At 47.3% G+C, this 15,073-nt stretch carries 15 protein-coding genes; 7 read left to right on the forward strand and 8 right to left on the reverse strand.

What is annotated here, in order from left to right:
- Window positions 1-4: 4 nt before the first annotated feature.
- Together ACFFUV_RS06680 and ACFFUV_RS06685 are read right to left on the reverse strand one after the other, a co-directional pair.
- On the reverse strand, window positions 5-703 hold the full coding sequence (locus tag ACFFUV_RS06680) for an AroM family protein (protein ID WP_390190656.1): 699 nt from the start codon (window positions 701-703) through the stop codon (window positions 5-7).
- On the reverse strand, window positions 700-1,641 hold the full coding sequence (locus tag ACFFUV_RS06685) for a DUF1177 domain-containing protein (RefSeq protein WP_390190658.1): 942 nt from the start codon (window positions 1,639-1,641) through the stop codon (window positions 700-702). The genes ACFFUV_RS06680 and ACFFUV_RS06685 overlap by 4 nt, the downstream gene beginning before the upstream one ends.
- Before the next feature lie 98 nt (window positions 1,642-1,739).
- Here ACFFUV_RS06685 and ACFFUV_RS06690 point away from each other — a divergent pair, with 98 nt between their 5' ends.
- Window positions 1,740-2,654: a LysR family transcriptional regulator gene (locus tag ACFFUV_RS06690; protein WP_390190660.1), complete on the forward strand. Its 915-nt coding sequence runs from the start codon at window positions 1,740-1,742 to the stop codon at window positions 2,652-2,654.
- A gap of 82 nt (window positions 2,655-2,736) precedes the next feature.
- Here ACFFUV_RS06690 and ACFFUV_RS06695 read toward each other — a convergent pair whose 3' ends face one another.
- Window positions 2,737-3,624, reverse strand: coding sequence for a LysR family transcriptional regulator (locus tag ACFFUV_RS06695; RefSeq protein ID WP_390190662.1), 888 nt, complete (start codon window positions 3,622-3,624; stop codon window positions 2,737-2,739).
- 383 nt (window positions 3,625-4,007) lie between these two features.
- Here ACFFUV_RS06695 and ACFFUV_RS06700 point away from each other — a divergent pair, with 383 nt between their 5' ends.
- From ACFFUV_RS06700 to ACFFUV_RS06715, 4 genes are all read left to right on the forward strand, one after another.
- Entirely contained in the window at window positions 4,008-6,161 is a 2,154-nt protein-coding gene (locus ACFFUV_RS06700; protein ID WP_390190663.1) for a TonB-dependent siderophore receptor, read from the forward strand.
- Between the two features lie 142 nt (window positions 6,162-6,303).
- Window positions 6,304-6,585, forward strand: coding sequence for a DUF134 domain-containing protein (locus tag ACFFUV_RS06705; RefSeq protein ID WP_390190665.1), 282 nt, complete (start codon window positions 6,304-6,306; stop codon window positions 6,583-6,585).
- A 127-nt stretch (window positions 6,586-6,712) separates the two neighbouring features.
- Window positions 6,713-7,177, forward strand: coding sequence for a NifB/NifX family molybdenum-iron cluster-binding protein (locus tag ACFFUV_RS06710; RefSeq protein ID WP_390190667.1), 465 nt, complete (start codon window positions 6,713-6,715; stop codon window positions 7,175-7,177).
- Window positions 7,162-7,605 (forward strand): PaaI family thioesterase, encoded by a 444-nt coding sequence (locus tag ACFFUV_RS06715; RefSeq protein WP_390190669.1) that lies wholly within the window; start codon window positions 7,162-7,164, stop codon window positions 7,603-7,605. The genes ACFFUV_RS06710 and ACFFUV_RS06715 overlap by 16 nt, the downstream gene beginning before the upstream one ends.
- On the opposite strand, the gene ACFFUV_RS06720 is transcribed toward ACFFUV_RS06715, so the two are convergent.
- The 4 genes from ACFFUV_RS06720 to ACFFUV_RS06735 form a co-directional block, all read right to left on the reverse strand.
- Window positions 7,588-8,358: an amino acid ABC transporter ATP-binding protein gene (locus ACFFUV_RS06720; RefSeq protein ID WP_390190670.1), complete on the reverse strand. Its 771-nt coding sequence runs from the start codon at window positions 8,356-8,358 to the stop codon at window positions 7,588-7,590. The two genes, ACFFUV_RS06715 and ACFFUV_RS06720, sit on opposite strands and share 18 nt — an antisense overlap.
- Window positions 8,351-9,016 (reverse strand): amino acid ABC transporter permease, encoded by a 666-nt coding sequence (locus ACFFUV_RS06725; protein ID WP_390190672.1) that lies wholly within the window; start codon window positions 9,014-9,016, stop codon window positions 8,351-8,353. Before ACFFUV_RS06725 ends, ACFFUV_RS06720 begins: the two co-directional genes overlap by 8 nt.
- Before the next feature lie 67 nt (window positions 9,017-9,083).
- A complete protein-coding gene (locus ACFFUV_RS06730; protein WP_390190674.1) occupies window positions 9,084-9,722 on the reverse strand; it encodes an amino acid ABC transporter permease in 639 nt (212 codons plus the stop codon).
- A gap of 93 nt (window positions 9,723-9,815) precedes the next feature.
- Window positions 9,816-10,682, reverse strand: coding sequence for a transporter substrate-binding domain-containing protein (locus ACFFUV_RS06735; protein ID WP_390190675.1), 867 nt, complete (start codon window positions 10,680-10,682; stop codon window positions 9,816-9,818).
- Window positions 10,683-10,884: 202 nt separating this feature from the next.
- Between ACFFUV_RS06735 and pdxR the strand changes: the two genes are divergently transcribed.
- Window positions 10,885-12,402 (forward strand): MocR-like pyridoxine biosynthesis transcription factor PdxR, encoded by a 1,518-nt coding sequence (gene pdxR, locus ACFFUV_RS06740; protein WP_390190677.1) that lies wholly within the window; start codon window positions 10,885-10,887, stop codon window positions 12,400-12,402.
- Between the two features lie 69 nt (window positions 12,403-12,471).
- Here pdxR and ACFFUV_RS06745 read toward each other — a convergent pair whose 3' ends face one another.
- The gene (locus ACFFUV_RS06745; protein WP_390190678.1) at window positions 12,472-13,797 is read right to left on the reverse strand and encodes an aspartate aminotransferase family protein; all 1,326 of its coding nucleotides are present in this window, start codon (window positions 13,795-13,797) and stop codon (window positions 12,472-12,474) included.
- Window positions 13,798-14,235: 438 nt separating this feature from the next.
- On the opposite strand from ACFFUV_RS06745, the gene ACFFUV_RS06750 reads away from it, so the two are divergent.
- Complete coding sequence (locus ACFFUV_RS06750) at window positions 14,236-14,997, forward strand: SDR family NAD(P)-dependent oxidoreductase (RefSeq protein WP_390190679.1); 762 nt, start codon at window positions 14,236-14,238, stop codon at window positions 14,995-14,997.
- Window positions 14,998-15,073 lie beyond the last annotated feature (76 nt).

Raw genomic sequence — 15,073 nt, forward strand, 5'->3', positions numbered from 1 at the left:
GAAACTAGCTGTTTTGGCTGAGCAGCAATTTCACGGTGTTGAAAATAATTTGTCTTGGCGTGATGACATTCTTGCCTGATATTTCAGAAACTTGCTTACACTGCGCTAAGCTGTATCCCATGCAATCGAGATACATGAGTGAACCTTTCAGCTCACGCGCCTGCATAGCCCCCGTCGCTCGGCTGCCATCCTCTAAATAGGGAGACCCCACCACGCAGTTAACCTGGTAGCCGTTGTCTCTCCACCGGGCTTTGGTTTGTTCCACTTGCGCTTCATCGGGCGACATAACCGTCAGATCCAGTTCATCACCTAAACTGGAAAAGAAGTGCTGTACCATCCGCTTTGGCGATAGCACTAAAATGGAGGAATCATGACTAAACTCAGGTAAATCGCCTGTGCATAGCACCACGATGAGATCTGGCTTTTGGCGCTTCATGCGCTCGACCGCCGCGACAAGCAGAGGGGTTAACGATGACTCACCAATACGCACCTGTTGACCATCTTGCATTCTTGACACCAGAACATAGTCGCCAGGCATAATCGGATAGCGCTGTTCAATCATCTCGAGAGTGAGGCCATCAAGGGCCCCCATCTCTGAAAGCCTTACGCCATCACCGAGCAACACGCTCAAGTCATCGTGCAAATCCACTCTCGGTGCTTGACCTATGGTCACAATCCCAAGGGTTGGCCTTAAAATACTCATGCGTTTTGACCTTGCGTTTGGAAGTGTTGCAAGTTGCCATAGCGCTGTTTGATTTCCACAAACTCCTCAGCATCAACAAACTGGCATAACCCATTACCGAGGTCTTTGGCCACTTCAATTGAAAAGCGTGCCGCTTGTTCGATGTCCACTTCGTGACTTGCACCCGTGGCACAGCCAGCAACAGGTACTGCGGTCGATAACGCGACACCAATTACTGGCGCATCGGTCACCACACTTGGCTGTAAGATGCTGTTAATGTGATACAGCGTATTGCCATAAGGCGTAATATCTTGCTGGCTTAAAGGAAATACATGAGCTGCTTGTCCAGTCACACGCTCTAGTACATTGACTGCGGTTTCGCTCACTTTAAGAATATAGCCTTGGCATACAGTTGGAGAGATGGCGACACCACGGTAATTCATAATTCGGTTACCCTTGGTGGTATCAATGGAAAGAATCGCATCCATGTCAGCATCCACTTCGTGCTCCCATGTATCTTCCATCGTTATCGGCGAATCCATGAAAGGGACTGGATGATGTTCACGCGTAGGGGCATCCGGGCAGATGTGCGTGGTAATGATCACGTCGCCAGGTAATTGATCACCCAGGTTCGCCATACGTGCAATTTTTGCCGCAGCGGCCATTGCCGCGAGTGCGCCATCACCATCAGAGACAAAGCCTGTTAATTCAGGGCGCGCACCGATCCCGCCTAAACGACCAATGATGCCCAGTGTTGGCGCTGTGCCTCCCACGGTTTTTCCTTGAGTACCAGGAATACGAACTTTAACAAAATCACTCGCCCCTTTATCAGAGGTTAGACGATGGATTTCGATCTGCTCCGCCTTGGCGCCTTGCTCACACAAGTAGTTTTTAACCACTTCGCCACTCGCGCTTGGGCTATCCAGCAATTCATATAAATCCATTACCTGCTTCAACATCTCTCATTCCCTAAAATAAACGACTAAAGTGTGATGATACTAGCTCACACTATTGATAAGATAAATTTGAATAACCTATCCATTTATAGAGATTATTTATGAATATAAATGCTCGCCAAATTCAATCGTTTATACGAGTAGCTCAACTGGGAAGCTTTACTGAAGCCGCAGAATTGTTGCATATGACCCAACCTTCGTTGAGTCATCAGATTCGTCAGCTTGAACATACTTTGCGCATCAAGCTGTTTGAAAGAACCACAAGACGGGTCGTATTAACCGAGGCAGGTCAAACCTTTTTGCCCGCCGCCGAACGTATTTTGACGCGATTAGAAAGTGCACTACGTGATATGCATAATTTGGCCGATGGTCACACCGGCCGTGTGAGTTTTGCTGCGCTCCTGACAGTCGGAGCAAGCTTGATTCCGGCAGCGATGGCCGAGTTCCAGCGCCAACATCCTAAAGTCACATTAGAGTATTTAGAAGAGAGTGATGAGCCGATCTACCAGCAAGTGATCAATGGTGATATTGACTTTGGCATTGGTGCAATGCCCCGCCAAGTCGAGGATATTATCTTCTCGCCGATTTACAAAGATTACCTGTACTTTGTCTGCTCGCCTCGTCACCCTCTCGCCGAATACAGCGAGGTCAGTTGGCATGAAATCGTACAAAGCCCGTTTATCGCCATGAAAACCGGCACCAGTATGCGCAATTTGATGGAGCAAGGTTTTTCAATGACGTCGGTTCCCATGGAACCCGTTCAAACCGCGATCTATCAATCAACCATTCTCGGGATGGTGGCTTGTGATCTGGGCGTCAGCGTAGTTCCTTCCTCCATGAAATTAATGTTTGAACGCAATGATGTGTGTTTGATTCCGATTAAAGAGCGCCTGTTTCGTGATATTGGCTTGATGGTCGCCCAAAAGCGGCCGCTATCGAAGGCCGCTCAAGAACTGGTCAATGTGATTATGCAGGTGGTCGGAGAAAATCGTAGTTTGCTGCCTCGCTCAGATTAATCCTTGATGAACGTTGCCATGTGTTTGAAATAAGGAACAAAGTGGCGGCGTTCAGCGGTAAACACGAGTTCCCGTTCGTAGCTTATGGCACTGGCTGGCTAAGACATTGTAAAAACAGGTTTAATGCAGGGTTATCTGAATGCTGTTTATAGATAAAATTAAGCGTGATATCGTTTGGCAGTATATCAAGCGCCATATAATCAATGCTGTCAGATTGGCGTAGAAAATGGCGTTCATTGACGATCGCAATGCCACTTTCGGCCGCGACTAATCCAAGCACCGTGCTCTCACCATGAGCCCATTGGGTACGTTTGGGCGCCCAACCAAGATCGTGGAATAGCGCTTCCTGCCATTCAAAATAATGGGGATCAGCACTTTTGGTTAAACGAACCGCAGGCAATTGATTGAGCTGGTCGATGGTCATCGTCTTCGATAACTTGTCGCGCCAGCGTTTTGGAAACGCGACAACCAATTTGTCTTGTGTCACCGCCTCAACAGCGTACTCGTCTTCTAGTGGTGGCATAAAGTAACCAAATACCCCATCAACCTGCTCTAATTCTAATCGCTTCAGCAACACCATTGGCGTATCGGAAAAAACCTCAAGGTCAATGTCGCTGTTGTCGCGGCGAAACTGCTGAAGAGCGTGTGCCGCGGGGCCTTCTAATAAAACAAAATCCGGCGAGCCCAGCGCTAACGTCCCATACTCAGTTTGCGCGAACTGGCGTACTTTTGCGTTCGCATCTTCAATTTGACGAATAATCGCACCAAGCTGTTTTTGGTAAACCTTACCGGCGCGGTTAAGACTCAGCCCTTTGGGTAAGCGATCAAACAGCTGCACACCCAACTCACTTTCTAATTCTTTGATTTTTCGTGAAATAGCTGGTTGAGTGACATGTACTTTTTGCGCGGCTGAACGAATATTTTGCGTTTCAGCGACCGCTAAAAAATACTTTAAATGACGTAACTCCATAGGATTAGTACTCAATAGGCATCGGTTGATAACTATATATCAATTTAATTAACTACAAATACGAAGCATTATCGTTTCGTTTCAAGGTTAGACTTTATAAAAGTTTATTGGAGGACAAAATCAGCGTAACCCGCTTTCTCGTCCTCTAAGAGGCGGCACATTAAACAAACTGCGCAGCAAACAATCATCATAATACCGCAGTTAGTACTTTATGTCCGTTCGTCACGCACAAAAGCTTACTTACGTTTATGCTCAAAATGGTCAACCAATGAAACAGGTTGCTAATCAGCACCAACTTATATCAATAAGAAAATCAGATAGATAACCAAATCTTTGCGTTCGATATGAACCACAATAAATTTTGCAGTGTAGGATTGATTAACATGGATAATTTCCGCAGCGATGCGTCTCGCGTCAACACATCAGAAAGTACAGCCCACAAGTTGCTTTGGTGCCTACCCATTTTGGCCTATTCAGGGCTCGCTTATTCACAAGACCAAACCACCAGCGACCAAAACGATTCGTATCGCGTCAATGCGATCACCGTTTACGGCCAAAATTATGCTAACGATGCCGATACCACTGTCGCCAAAGAGCTTTGGGTCGGCGGTAAAGTCGCCACCAGTGTTGCAGATACGCCAGCCTTAATCTCTGTGATTACAGAGAAAGAGATCGCCCAACGTAATGCCACCACCACCGAAGAAGTGCTGCAGTATTCTGCAGGCATCCTAACCGATTATTACGGCACGGATGATCGCAATGATTACTTTAAAATTCGTGGTTACAACGCCACAACCTATCGTGATGGCATGACGCTTGGTTCGATGCGCAGCGTGCGCGAAGACCCATACGCTTATGAGCGTGTCGAAGTCATTCGCGGCGGTAACTCGACCCTATTTGGCCCAGCAGAACCCGGCGGTTCAGTGAATTTCGTTAGTAAGAAACCAAAGTTCGAGCGTTTTGGTAACAGTTATGTCTCTTACGGCTCTTTCGATCACAAAGAGCTGGGAGTCGATTTCGGTGACACATTAAATCAAGATGAAACTTTCGCCTACCGCCTCACTGCAAAAGTCCAAGACAGTGATTTAGAGTATGACCATTCAAAAAATGACGCGCATATGATTCTTGCTGGCCTGACTTGGCAGCCGTCATTAGATACCACAGCGACACTGCTTGTTGATTACCTTAACCGTGATGGCACCGCAAACAGTGGTGGTTATCCGTTTGACAAAGAGTACGACCGAAGCGACTACTTTGGCGATCCAAACCACAACCAGCATGATGTAGAACGTACCAATATCAGCGCGCAGCTGGCCCACTACTTTGAAAATGGGTTGAAGCTCAGCGCCAATGTCCGTTACAGCGATTTAGATGATGACTATGGCTATCTGTATATTAGTGACAATGAAGGTCGCACAGGTACCGTTGTTGATCGTGCCTACCTTGGTAGTGAAACTTCAGCAGAAGAACTGATTGGCAATACCGTACTGCAATACGACACCAGTTTTGAGCGTGTAGATAGCAGTACCCTAGTCGGCTTGGAATACCGTGATGCCTCTACCCAAACGTCTTCTTTATACACTGATGGAAGTGGCGGAGTCTCGCCGATTGATGTTGCTAACCCAGTCAATAGCACAGGAAGTCTTTCTGTACCGGCTTATGCCAACAATGACCGCGACTACAAGACAACGTCTATCTTTTTGCAACAGAACCTTTCGCTCGATGACCGTTATATTTTAACCTTCGGCGTGCGTCATGACTATCTGGATCTGTCTGATCATGACATTCTTTACAGCGCGACAAGCAGCGATGATTTCTCCGAAACCTCATTTCGCGCGGCATTGACGTACAAGGTGAGCGACGAGTGGTCGACCTATATCAGCCAAGTGGAATCCGTTGCACCGCCAACAATTGGTGTAACACCTGAGCGCGGTGAGCAGTTAGAGTTCGGCGTGAAATACGCCCCAATCAGTTTCAATGGCCTGTTTTCTGCTGCCGTTTACGACCTTAAAAAAGATGATGTCACCATGGCGGTGGTTAAAAGTAATGGCGATATTGAGCAAGAAACCGTTGGTAAAACTCGGGTTCGCGGTCTCGATTTAGAATTCAAAGCCGAACTCACTGAAGACTTTAACCTAACTGGTAACTACGCTTACATGGAGTCAGAAGTGGTCAGTGGTAGTATTACTCAATACACGCCAGCGGCAACGGTCGTCTCAATTGAAGACAACGAATTTACCGAAACGCCAAATCACAGTGCATCACTATGGGGTTACTACACACTACCGAATAAAACTATGGATGTCGGCCTTGGCGCGCGTTATATCGGCAGCTACTATTTTAATGCTGAAAATACCAAAAAGAGCGAAGCCGCAACCTTGCTAGATGCCGCCTTTGCTTACCGCTTTACCAAAGATGCCAGCCTATCGGTTAACGTACATAACCTTACCGATGAGCAACATGTTGTTGGCTCAGGTACGGCTGATTTTTACAACCCAGGCCGCTCATTTAACGCCTCCGTCAGCTACGCTTGGTAACAATAACCCATCTTGAAGAGCCACCATTCGGTGGCTCTTTTTACGCTTCCTATCCCACACAGATTTCTCTGTGGATATGTGCTAAATTCAGCGCTGGTCATTTTGTCGCAAACCTTCAACCAAAAATACTCAAGGAGTGACTTTGGGACGCCCAAAAATTCCACGTGTTATCTGTGGCACACCAGCAGACAGCTGCTTTAAGCCCAACGGCATACCCATGCAGCAGCTTGAACAAGTTTTTTTAGAGCCTGATGAGTTTGAAGCGCTACGTCTCGTTGATCATCAAGGGATGCAGCAACTGCAAGCAGCGGCGACAATGGGTATCTCAAGACAAACCTTAGCCAACCTAGTGAAATCCGCACGCCACAAAGTGAGTGACTGCCTGATTCATGGCAAAGCTCTCATGCTCCATACCCAGGATTAAATTCAGTTTCGCTTGACCCAAGTCAAATGTACGGCATTTAACCTAATTTGCGCCACTCTCGATTATTGGCATATGCCATAAATGAGCATATATTTAGCATATGCCAATAAAGTTTATGGAGATATCTATGCGCATTGCCTTACCACTACAGGATTCCAACTTAGCCAGTCACTTTACCAAAGCGTCTTACTTTGCAATCTACGATGAGTTTGGTGACCTCATCACTCAATTTGACAACCCCGCTATTGAGTCTGGCTGCAGCGGCAAACATCAACTGGTCGAACGGTTCACCGAATACAAGGTGGCGACGATACTGGTGAAAAATATTGGGGAGAGAATGCTTGGAAAATTGCTTGAAAATGGTATCAACATTAAACAGGTAAACCAGCGAAACCAGGCGATTTCAGAGTTATTAAATCAGCTTGCCCACTACCCTGTACTCAGTGAACGCTCACAGGGAAGACCATCAATTCAGTATCAAGCAAAGCAAAGCCAAGGTGAATGTTGCAGTCATACCGCTTCATCTAGCTGTCACCGTCAGTCATGCGAGGCCCATCACCACCAAGGAAAGCATGGATGCGATCATCATTAGAGCAAGATAACACAATGCTTAAGCTGCATGAGCATTGCTTTGCATGCAGCTTAAGCAATCCGTGGGGCTTGGCCGTTGAGTTTAGCCTGAATGAGCAAAGCGGTGTTGTCTCGGGCGAGTTTATCGTTGCAAAGCATCATCAAGGTTACAATGGCTTACTCCATGGCGGGTTAGCCAGTACATTGCTCGATGCCGCCATGACGCACTGCTTGCTGCGTCGGCAACTCCCCGCCTTCACGGCAGAGCTCAGCACGCGCTACCACTCGCCCATTATGGTTGGTGATCGCATCGCCATTCGCAGCGAACTCATAGAAAAAAGGCGAAGCGTTTACTTTATGGCAGCAAGTCTTGAGGTAGACCAACATATTGCGGTTTCCGCCAGCGCGAAGTTCATGCCTATCCGTTCAAGCTTACTCACTAATATTTAAAAACTGACGAACTCTTGGCGAATCTGGGTTGGTGAAAAATTTCTCTGGATCACTCTTTTCAATCAAGATGCCTTTTTCCAAAAACACCACTTGATCCGAGACCATTCGAGCAAACTCCATCTCATGCGTCACCACCACCATGGTATAGCCCTCTTTCGACAAGGTTTGCATCACCGTCAACACTTCTTCCACCAGCTCAGGGTCTAAAGCCGAGGTCGGCTCATCAAATAAAATGACTTCTGGCTCCATAGCCAAAGATCGAGCAATGGCGACGCGCTGTTTTTGACCACCAGACAGCATATTGGGATAGACATTGAGCTTGTGGGACATTCCTACTTTCTCTAATTGCTTCTCGGCGATGGTTCTTGCCTCCGCTTTTGCCATCTTCTTCACGTGGACTAAAGATTCCATTACATTTTGTAGCACGGTTAAATGTGGCCACAAATTGAAGCTTTGAAAGACCATACCGATGCGTTCTCGCAGCTTGGCAAGCTCTTTATGTTTAAGGGGTTTATTGGTCAATGGGTTTTTATCAATACGGTCTTCCCCTAGATAAATCACGCCACGCTCAGGTTGCTCAAGCCAATTCATGCAGCGTAATAAGGTCGACTTCCCAGAGCCAGAAGACCCTAGAATACTCACGACTTCACCCTTTTTAATCGTGAGATTAATATCGCGTAGAACTTCAATACCGTCGAACTGCTTCGACAAACGATCGATTTTAATAATGTGCTCGGGGGATGGATTAAGCATGACTCAGCCCTCTTCGTTCAACTTTGATCATTAAGTAATGAGATAACCGCTCAATGGCAATACTAATCAGCCAATATAAGCCAATCGCAATCACAAAGGCTTTGAGTGGGATGAAGTACATTGACTGCACACTATTGGCCGCCGCCGTAATATCAAGCACCGTAATGATGCTCAAAAAGGCGGTATCTTTGAGGCAGATAATCAGTTGGTTGGCCATCAAAGGAACCGACTTTAGAAACACGTTCGGCATGATGATGCGAGTAAACGTTTTGTAGCGCGTAAAGCCGCATGCCTGCGCGGCTTCCACCAAACCATGCTCTAACCCATTGCGCGCCCCTCGAAATATCTCACAAAAATACGCGCCGTGATAAAGGCTGAGTGACACAAAACCCACGGTCATCGCTTCCATACGGATACCCAGTTGAGGTAAACCGTAATACAGTAAATACGCCAAAATCAAAAACGGTAACGCGCGCATCATGTTAATCACCGCACGTAACGTCGCACTGATGCCTCGCTGCGTATTTTCAAGAAGATACAGTAAACCAACGCCCAAGATAATCGCGATGGTCGATGACACTAAAAACAGCGATGCCGTGCTAGCAAACCCTGAGAGAAAGACCTCTTTTTGCTGCCAAATTATTTCCCACTCTGACATAGTTCATCCTTGTTTTTCAGCCAGTTCGCACGTTCATCCTGCTTTCGAACGCCGAGACTCACCGACGTTATTTCAGGTATTGGACCTTACGTTCAGCGTAAGTCTGTGCTTTCACCAGCAAACCGATGATCAACATATAGATAACCGCTGCGCATAAGATTGGCGTGAGCGGCTCATACGTTACCGCCGAAATACGGTTGGTAACACGGGTTAAATCGACGACACCAATCACCGCGATTGCAGGGCTGCCTTTGATCAAAAACGACATCTCATTAATCAGAACAGGCAAACTCACCATCACCATTTGTGGAAACATAATGCGGCGAAAATACGTAAACCGTCTCATCCCCATCGCTTCTGCAGCTTCAAGTTGACCGCGTGAGAAGTTTAAAAACGCGTTACGCCAAATTTCAGCGTTAAACGCAGCAGTATTAAGCGTGAGCGCTAAAATCGCAGAAAGATTTTTATCCAGTTGAATGCCAAATGAAGGAAAAGACAGGAAAATAAACAGTGCGAGCGTCACCAAAGGGGTCGCCCGAGCCCAACTGACATAAACCCCTAATAGCGAGTCAATCACAGGTAGCTTTAGCATTCGTACGATCGCAATCACCAACCCAATTGAAACGCCTAGCGCTATCGACACCAGAGAAATCCAAGCCGTTGCCCAGGCCCCTTCAGCTAACTGTATCCATGCGTAAGAATCCATATTCTTTGACCATCCTTGGTAGGTGTTATCTCTGTACACTCCTAAGCACCGCTCGATGGGCAACCACAGCGATTACCCATCAAGCGATTGACGTTATTTCACCGCCGTAAGTTGATGGTACTGCTTCACAGAGATGATGGCTTCTGTTGGCAGTTGGTCAAACGATTCACCAAACCACTTCTGTTGCAGCTGCGCCATACGCCCGGTGTCTTTTAAGTGCTGGAAGAAGCCCGTCAGAAACTCGAGCAGCTCTGTGTTGCCTTTCGGTACAGGCCAGCTAACAAACCCTGGCCCTGAAACCGCCAATCCTTTTTTAAACACATTAGGTTTCGATTTCACAATCTCATTGACGGACACCACGCTATTGATCACGTAATCAACGCGGCCATTGGCCAAATCTGCATACGCTTCTGGGTAAGATTGGTATTGCACCACTTTCCCCAGTGATTTGCCCTGCTCTTCGAGCATGGTTTTCAGCTCCGGCAAACGTTCAAGTAATGCACTCCCCGCTTGCAAACCGACCGTTTTTCCGTCCAAATCAGCGATGGTTTTGATGCTGTCGTCGCCAGCTCTGGTGACAAAAAAGTGCTGCGCCGAGGCAATCGGTGGCGTGAAGTCAAAACTGTTTAGGCGACCATCGGTGATGATGGCTCCCGTCAAAGCAATATCATATTGACCCGCAGACACAGCGGCTAATAGCCCAGTCCAAGGCAAGATCTCCTGCTTGACGTCAAACTCAGCGTATTGGCGTAGCTCTTCCAGCAAATCCTTATTGATGCCTTCAGGCTGACCTTTTGCAATGAAGTTAAAGGGGGAATAGTTGTCCTCGGTGGCAACGGTCATAAACCCTTTCTGTTCTATCTCGGCTAAATTTTCGGCTTGAGCCAAGCCAGACAAGCTCACGACTGCTGTTGCAGTTAATGACATCACCCATTTCTTGATCGTAAGTTTGCGTTGCATAGTCTTATCCTTTGACTGATGAATAACAGGTTTTACTTTAGAGACCCGCCGAAAAACTGCGTAGAGCCAATTTAAATTACTCGATGGGACAGCTTTACCACTCATGTTTATGGAAGCTATTGAAATGGCGTGCTTTATGCATTTGTTTGTATGCAATTTGCCACATCACGGATAGATAAACGCAAAGGGAGCACTAAGGGAAATGACGATCAATCACAACTGCTTTATTGAATTTGATGATAAACGCAGCCTTCAAGAGCAAGTAAGAGAGTACCTTGTCAAAGCCATTCTTGATGGCATTTTTCCTCCAGACCAAGCGCTTCCCTCATGCCGAAAACTGTCAAGCCAATTAAAGGTTTCTCGCAATACTGTCTCACTGGTTTATGAAAGCTTGCTTGATAATGGCTATCTCATCAGTAAACCGCGCAGCGGTTACTACTTGGCAGAAAAGTATCACGACGCAAATCATCCATTTGACTCACACGTTATCCAACAAGATTTCAAGCAAGAAACTCCCCACACCCTATCATCAAGCGCACCAAATTGGGGCAAAAAATTAAAAATACACACCAGCCAATATCAGCGGGTGGTGAAACCATCCCATTGGAGCGGCTACCAATATCCATTTATTTATGGTCAGCCGTATATCAACGACTTCCCATTGAGTCAGTGGCGAGAAGCCTCACGTAAAGTGATGGCTGACCCCCATGATCACCGTTGGTTGTGTGACAAAGTAGATAAAGACGATGAGCAGTTAATTGAGCAAATTCGCACTCGCGTTTTGCCCCAGCGGGGCATTCACGTCAGTAGCGATGAAATTATGATTACACTTGGCTCACAAAATGCGCTGTTTATGTTGGCGCAACTACTCATGGACAAGCAATCCCGAGTTGGCGTTGAAAACCCAGGGTATAAAGAGGCCAATAACATTTTTGACCTCGCCGGTGCGGTACTTCATCCGCATCAAGTCGATACCGATGGCATGATGCTTAACCCCCTTTCTCGGCTTTGTGACTATTTTTATGTTACGCCGAGCCATCAAGCGCCTACCGGTGTCACCATGAGCGATCAACGACGTCATCAGTTACTGCAACAGGCACAGCAACAAGACGCGATCATTATTGAAGATGACTACGATTCTGAGAGTAACTTTGAGCCGCATCCTAAAGCGGCGCTTAAAGCTCTGGATAAAAACAACCGAGTGATATATGTCAGCAGTTTTTCTAAGCTGCTGGCACCTGGTCTTCGTCTTGGGTACATCGTTGCCCCAGAAGAGCTTATCTATGAACTGCGATCTCTGCGCCGTCTTATGTATCGCCATCCACCGAGCCGCGTGCAAATGGAGATGACCCACTTTATCACTCAAGGTTACTATGACAGCTATCTGCGTAAGTTTCGTGAACAAACTCGTCAGCGTTGGCAGTTGATCGACCAAGCGGCGCAGCGCTATATTCCGCACTGCCAGCGCTTAGCCAAAAAAGAGCTTGCGAATGCGCTGTGGTTACAAACGCCACAAGGTATGAATAGCCAACATCTGGCCTCACGCGCTGCGCAATTTGGCGTGTTAATTGAAACTGGATACTCCCACTTTATGCCTGACCCAGATAACAGCTTATCGGTGCATCCTAACCACTACTTTCGCTTGGGCTTTCACGCCATTGATAAAGATCTCATTGAACCCGGAATCGCTCAATTAGCCAAAGCCATGGCACAGGAATAACGCCTTTGCCGATCAAAAACGCCCAAGATCCAAACGTGAATCTTGGGCGTCGAGTTCCCCCATCGTCGGTTAGTCGATCAGGGTTAAACACTCTTCAATGATCGCCACACCTCGCTCTATTTCGTCAGCGCGTATCACCAAAGGGGGCACCACGTGAAGGCGATTATTGACAATAAACGACAGCAGCCCCTTCTCAATCAAACTTGTCTTAAGCTTGGCCATCTTGCTATCACACAGAGGCTCCCGGCTTTCAGCATCTTCAACTAATTCCAAAGCCCAGAACATACCTAAGCCGCGAATCTCACCTATCACCGAATGCTGCTCTTTGAGTTTTAATAACATCGGGCCAAGAACTTGATTTCCCACTCGGTCGGCATGGCCAATAATGCCTTCTTCTTCCATCGCATCAATCGCTGCAACTATCGTTGCCATGGCCAGTGGGTGCCCAGAATAGGTCAAACCGCCCATAAACATATGATGTTTGAAATACTCCACGATGTCACTGTTGACCAGCACACCACCTACTGGCACGTAACCTGAGTTCACACCTTTGGCAAAAGTGACTAAATCCGGTACAACGTCAAAATGCTCAAAGGCAAACCAACGGCCAGTACGACCAAAGCCCATCATCACTTCATCAAAGATCAGTTGAATACCATACTTCGTCGCCAATTCACGTACGCCTTGTAGATAGCCTTTGGGCGGGATCAACAACCCAGCAGTTCCGGGAATGGTTTCCAAGATGATGGCCGCAATCGTGTGAGAACCTTCGCATTCAATAGTGCGTTTAAGGTGCGAAAGAGCTCGCTGGCACTCTTCCTCCTCCGTGTTGGCATCAAATTCAGTGCGGTAAAGATAAGGATTAAAGAAATGCACATGACCACGACTGTACTCATTTGGCATGCGACGAAAGTCACCGGTGGCGGCGATCGCCGTACCGGTATTGCCATGATAAGAACGGTAAGCAGAAAGCACTTTGTCACGCCCAGTAAACTGTCTCGCCATTCGAATCGCATTTTCATTGGCATCCGCACCCGCGTTGGTAAAGAACACCTTGGTAAATTTATCAGGGGCATGGGACAAAATGCGCTGCGCAGCGAGGCCTCGTGTATAGTTCGCCGTTGCTGGCGCAACCGTCACCAAAGTTTCAGCCTGCGCTTTTAATGCATCAATCACTTTAGGATGTTGATGGCCAATGTTGGTATTCACTAATTGGCTACTAAAATCGATATATTCTTTACCTTCAAAATCCCACATTATTGACCCAAGTCCACCCGCAATCACCACCGGTTGTGCTGACTCTTGTATCGACCATGAATGGAAGACTGATTTATCCAAATCAATCACATCTTGGTTAAGAATCGGTTTGATGCCACTTTGCGATAACTCGCCCATATTGCTCTCCTTGAATAACTCTAAAACCGTCAGTGCAAAGCTGATAGCGCCATCTTGACGATAAACAACCTCAAGGTGATAGAGTCAGTTTGAGAAAAGCGATGTGTCAGCTTATCTGACTCATGACCAAGCGGGAACTGGCTCTATGGGGAGATAACGCGGGTCGATTAAAGTACCCCTATTTCCACCTGCTCATCGCCAATTATCACTTGCGTTGATTGGCCGCTTTAGCGCCAGCCTATTGATTTCATTAATAGGTTTACTTTGTTTAACAGCAATTAATATGCAAATATGGGCGTTATGTACTGACTGCGTTCTCTGCTACTTTGGTCACCTTAGAGAAACGGCGGCAGTGATCGAATTTCCCCTTTCACCACTGATGAATACGCTTATCGCTGCGGCATCAGTGCGTATAGATTTGATAGATAGAAGGAACTTATGATGAAGAACAACATCGCTTTTATTACTGGTGCGACCTCAGGCTTTGGTCGAGCGGCTGCGCGTCGCTTTGCTCAAGATGGTTGGTCATTGGTTCTATCAGGGCGCCGTATGGAGCGTCTTATCGAACTTAAAGAAGAGCTGACTGATGTCCCGGTGCATATCATTCAGCTGGACGTACGTGATGAAGAGGCTGTACAACAAGCGGTTGCAGAGTTACCTGCTGAGTTTGCCCAAGTCAAACTTCTGCTCAATAACGCAGGCCTCGCGCTCGCGCCTCAAGGTGCCCCGCAGGTTGAGCTCAAAGATTGGCACACGATGATTGATACCAACATCAAAGGCTTGGTGAATGTTACTCACGCACTGTTGCCACGTTTGATTGAAACCGGGGCTGGCGCCACGATTCTGAACGTCGGCTCGATTGCTGGTCAATGGCCCTATCCTGGCAGCCATGTCTACGGTGCGAGTAAGGCCTTTGTCAAACAGTTCAGCTATAACCTGCGCTGTGATTTGCAAGGCACTGGAGTTCGCGTCACCGACCTTGCCCCTGGCATTGCTGAAACCGAGTTCACTTTGGTTCGCACCAAAGGTGACCAACAGGCCTCAGACAACCTGTACAACGGCACCACACCGCTCAGTGCCGAAGATATCGCTGAGCAGATGTTTTATATCGCCACGCTGCCGGATCACATCAACATCAACCGTGTTGAAGTCATGCCAACACGTCAAGCATGGTCTGCTTTTGCGATTGACCGTGATTAATCCTCGAAACACTTTGGGGAGCTGAACTTGCGGCTTTCGCCAGTGTTACAGCAAACCCAGTGTTACAGCAAACTGA

Origin of the sequence: Vibrio olivae (genome assembly GCF_042428525.1) — a bacterium.
Taxonomy (GTDB): Bacteria; Pseudomonadota; Gammaproteobacteria; order Enterobacterales; family Vibrionaceae; genus Vibrio; species Vibrio olivae.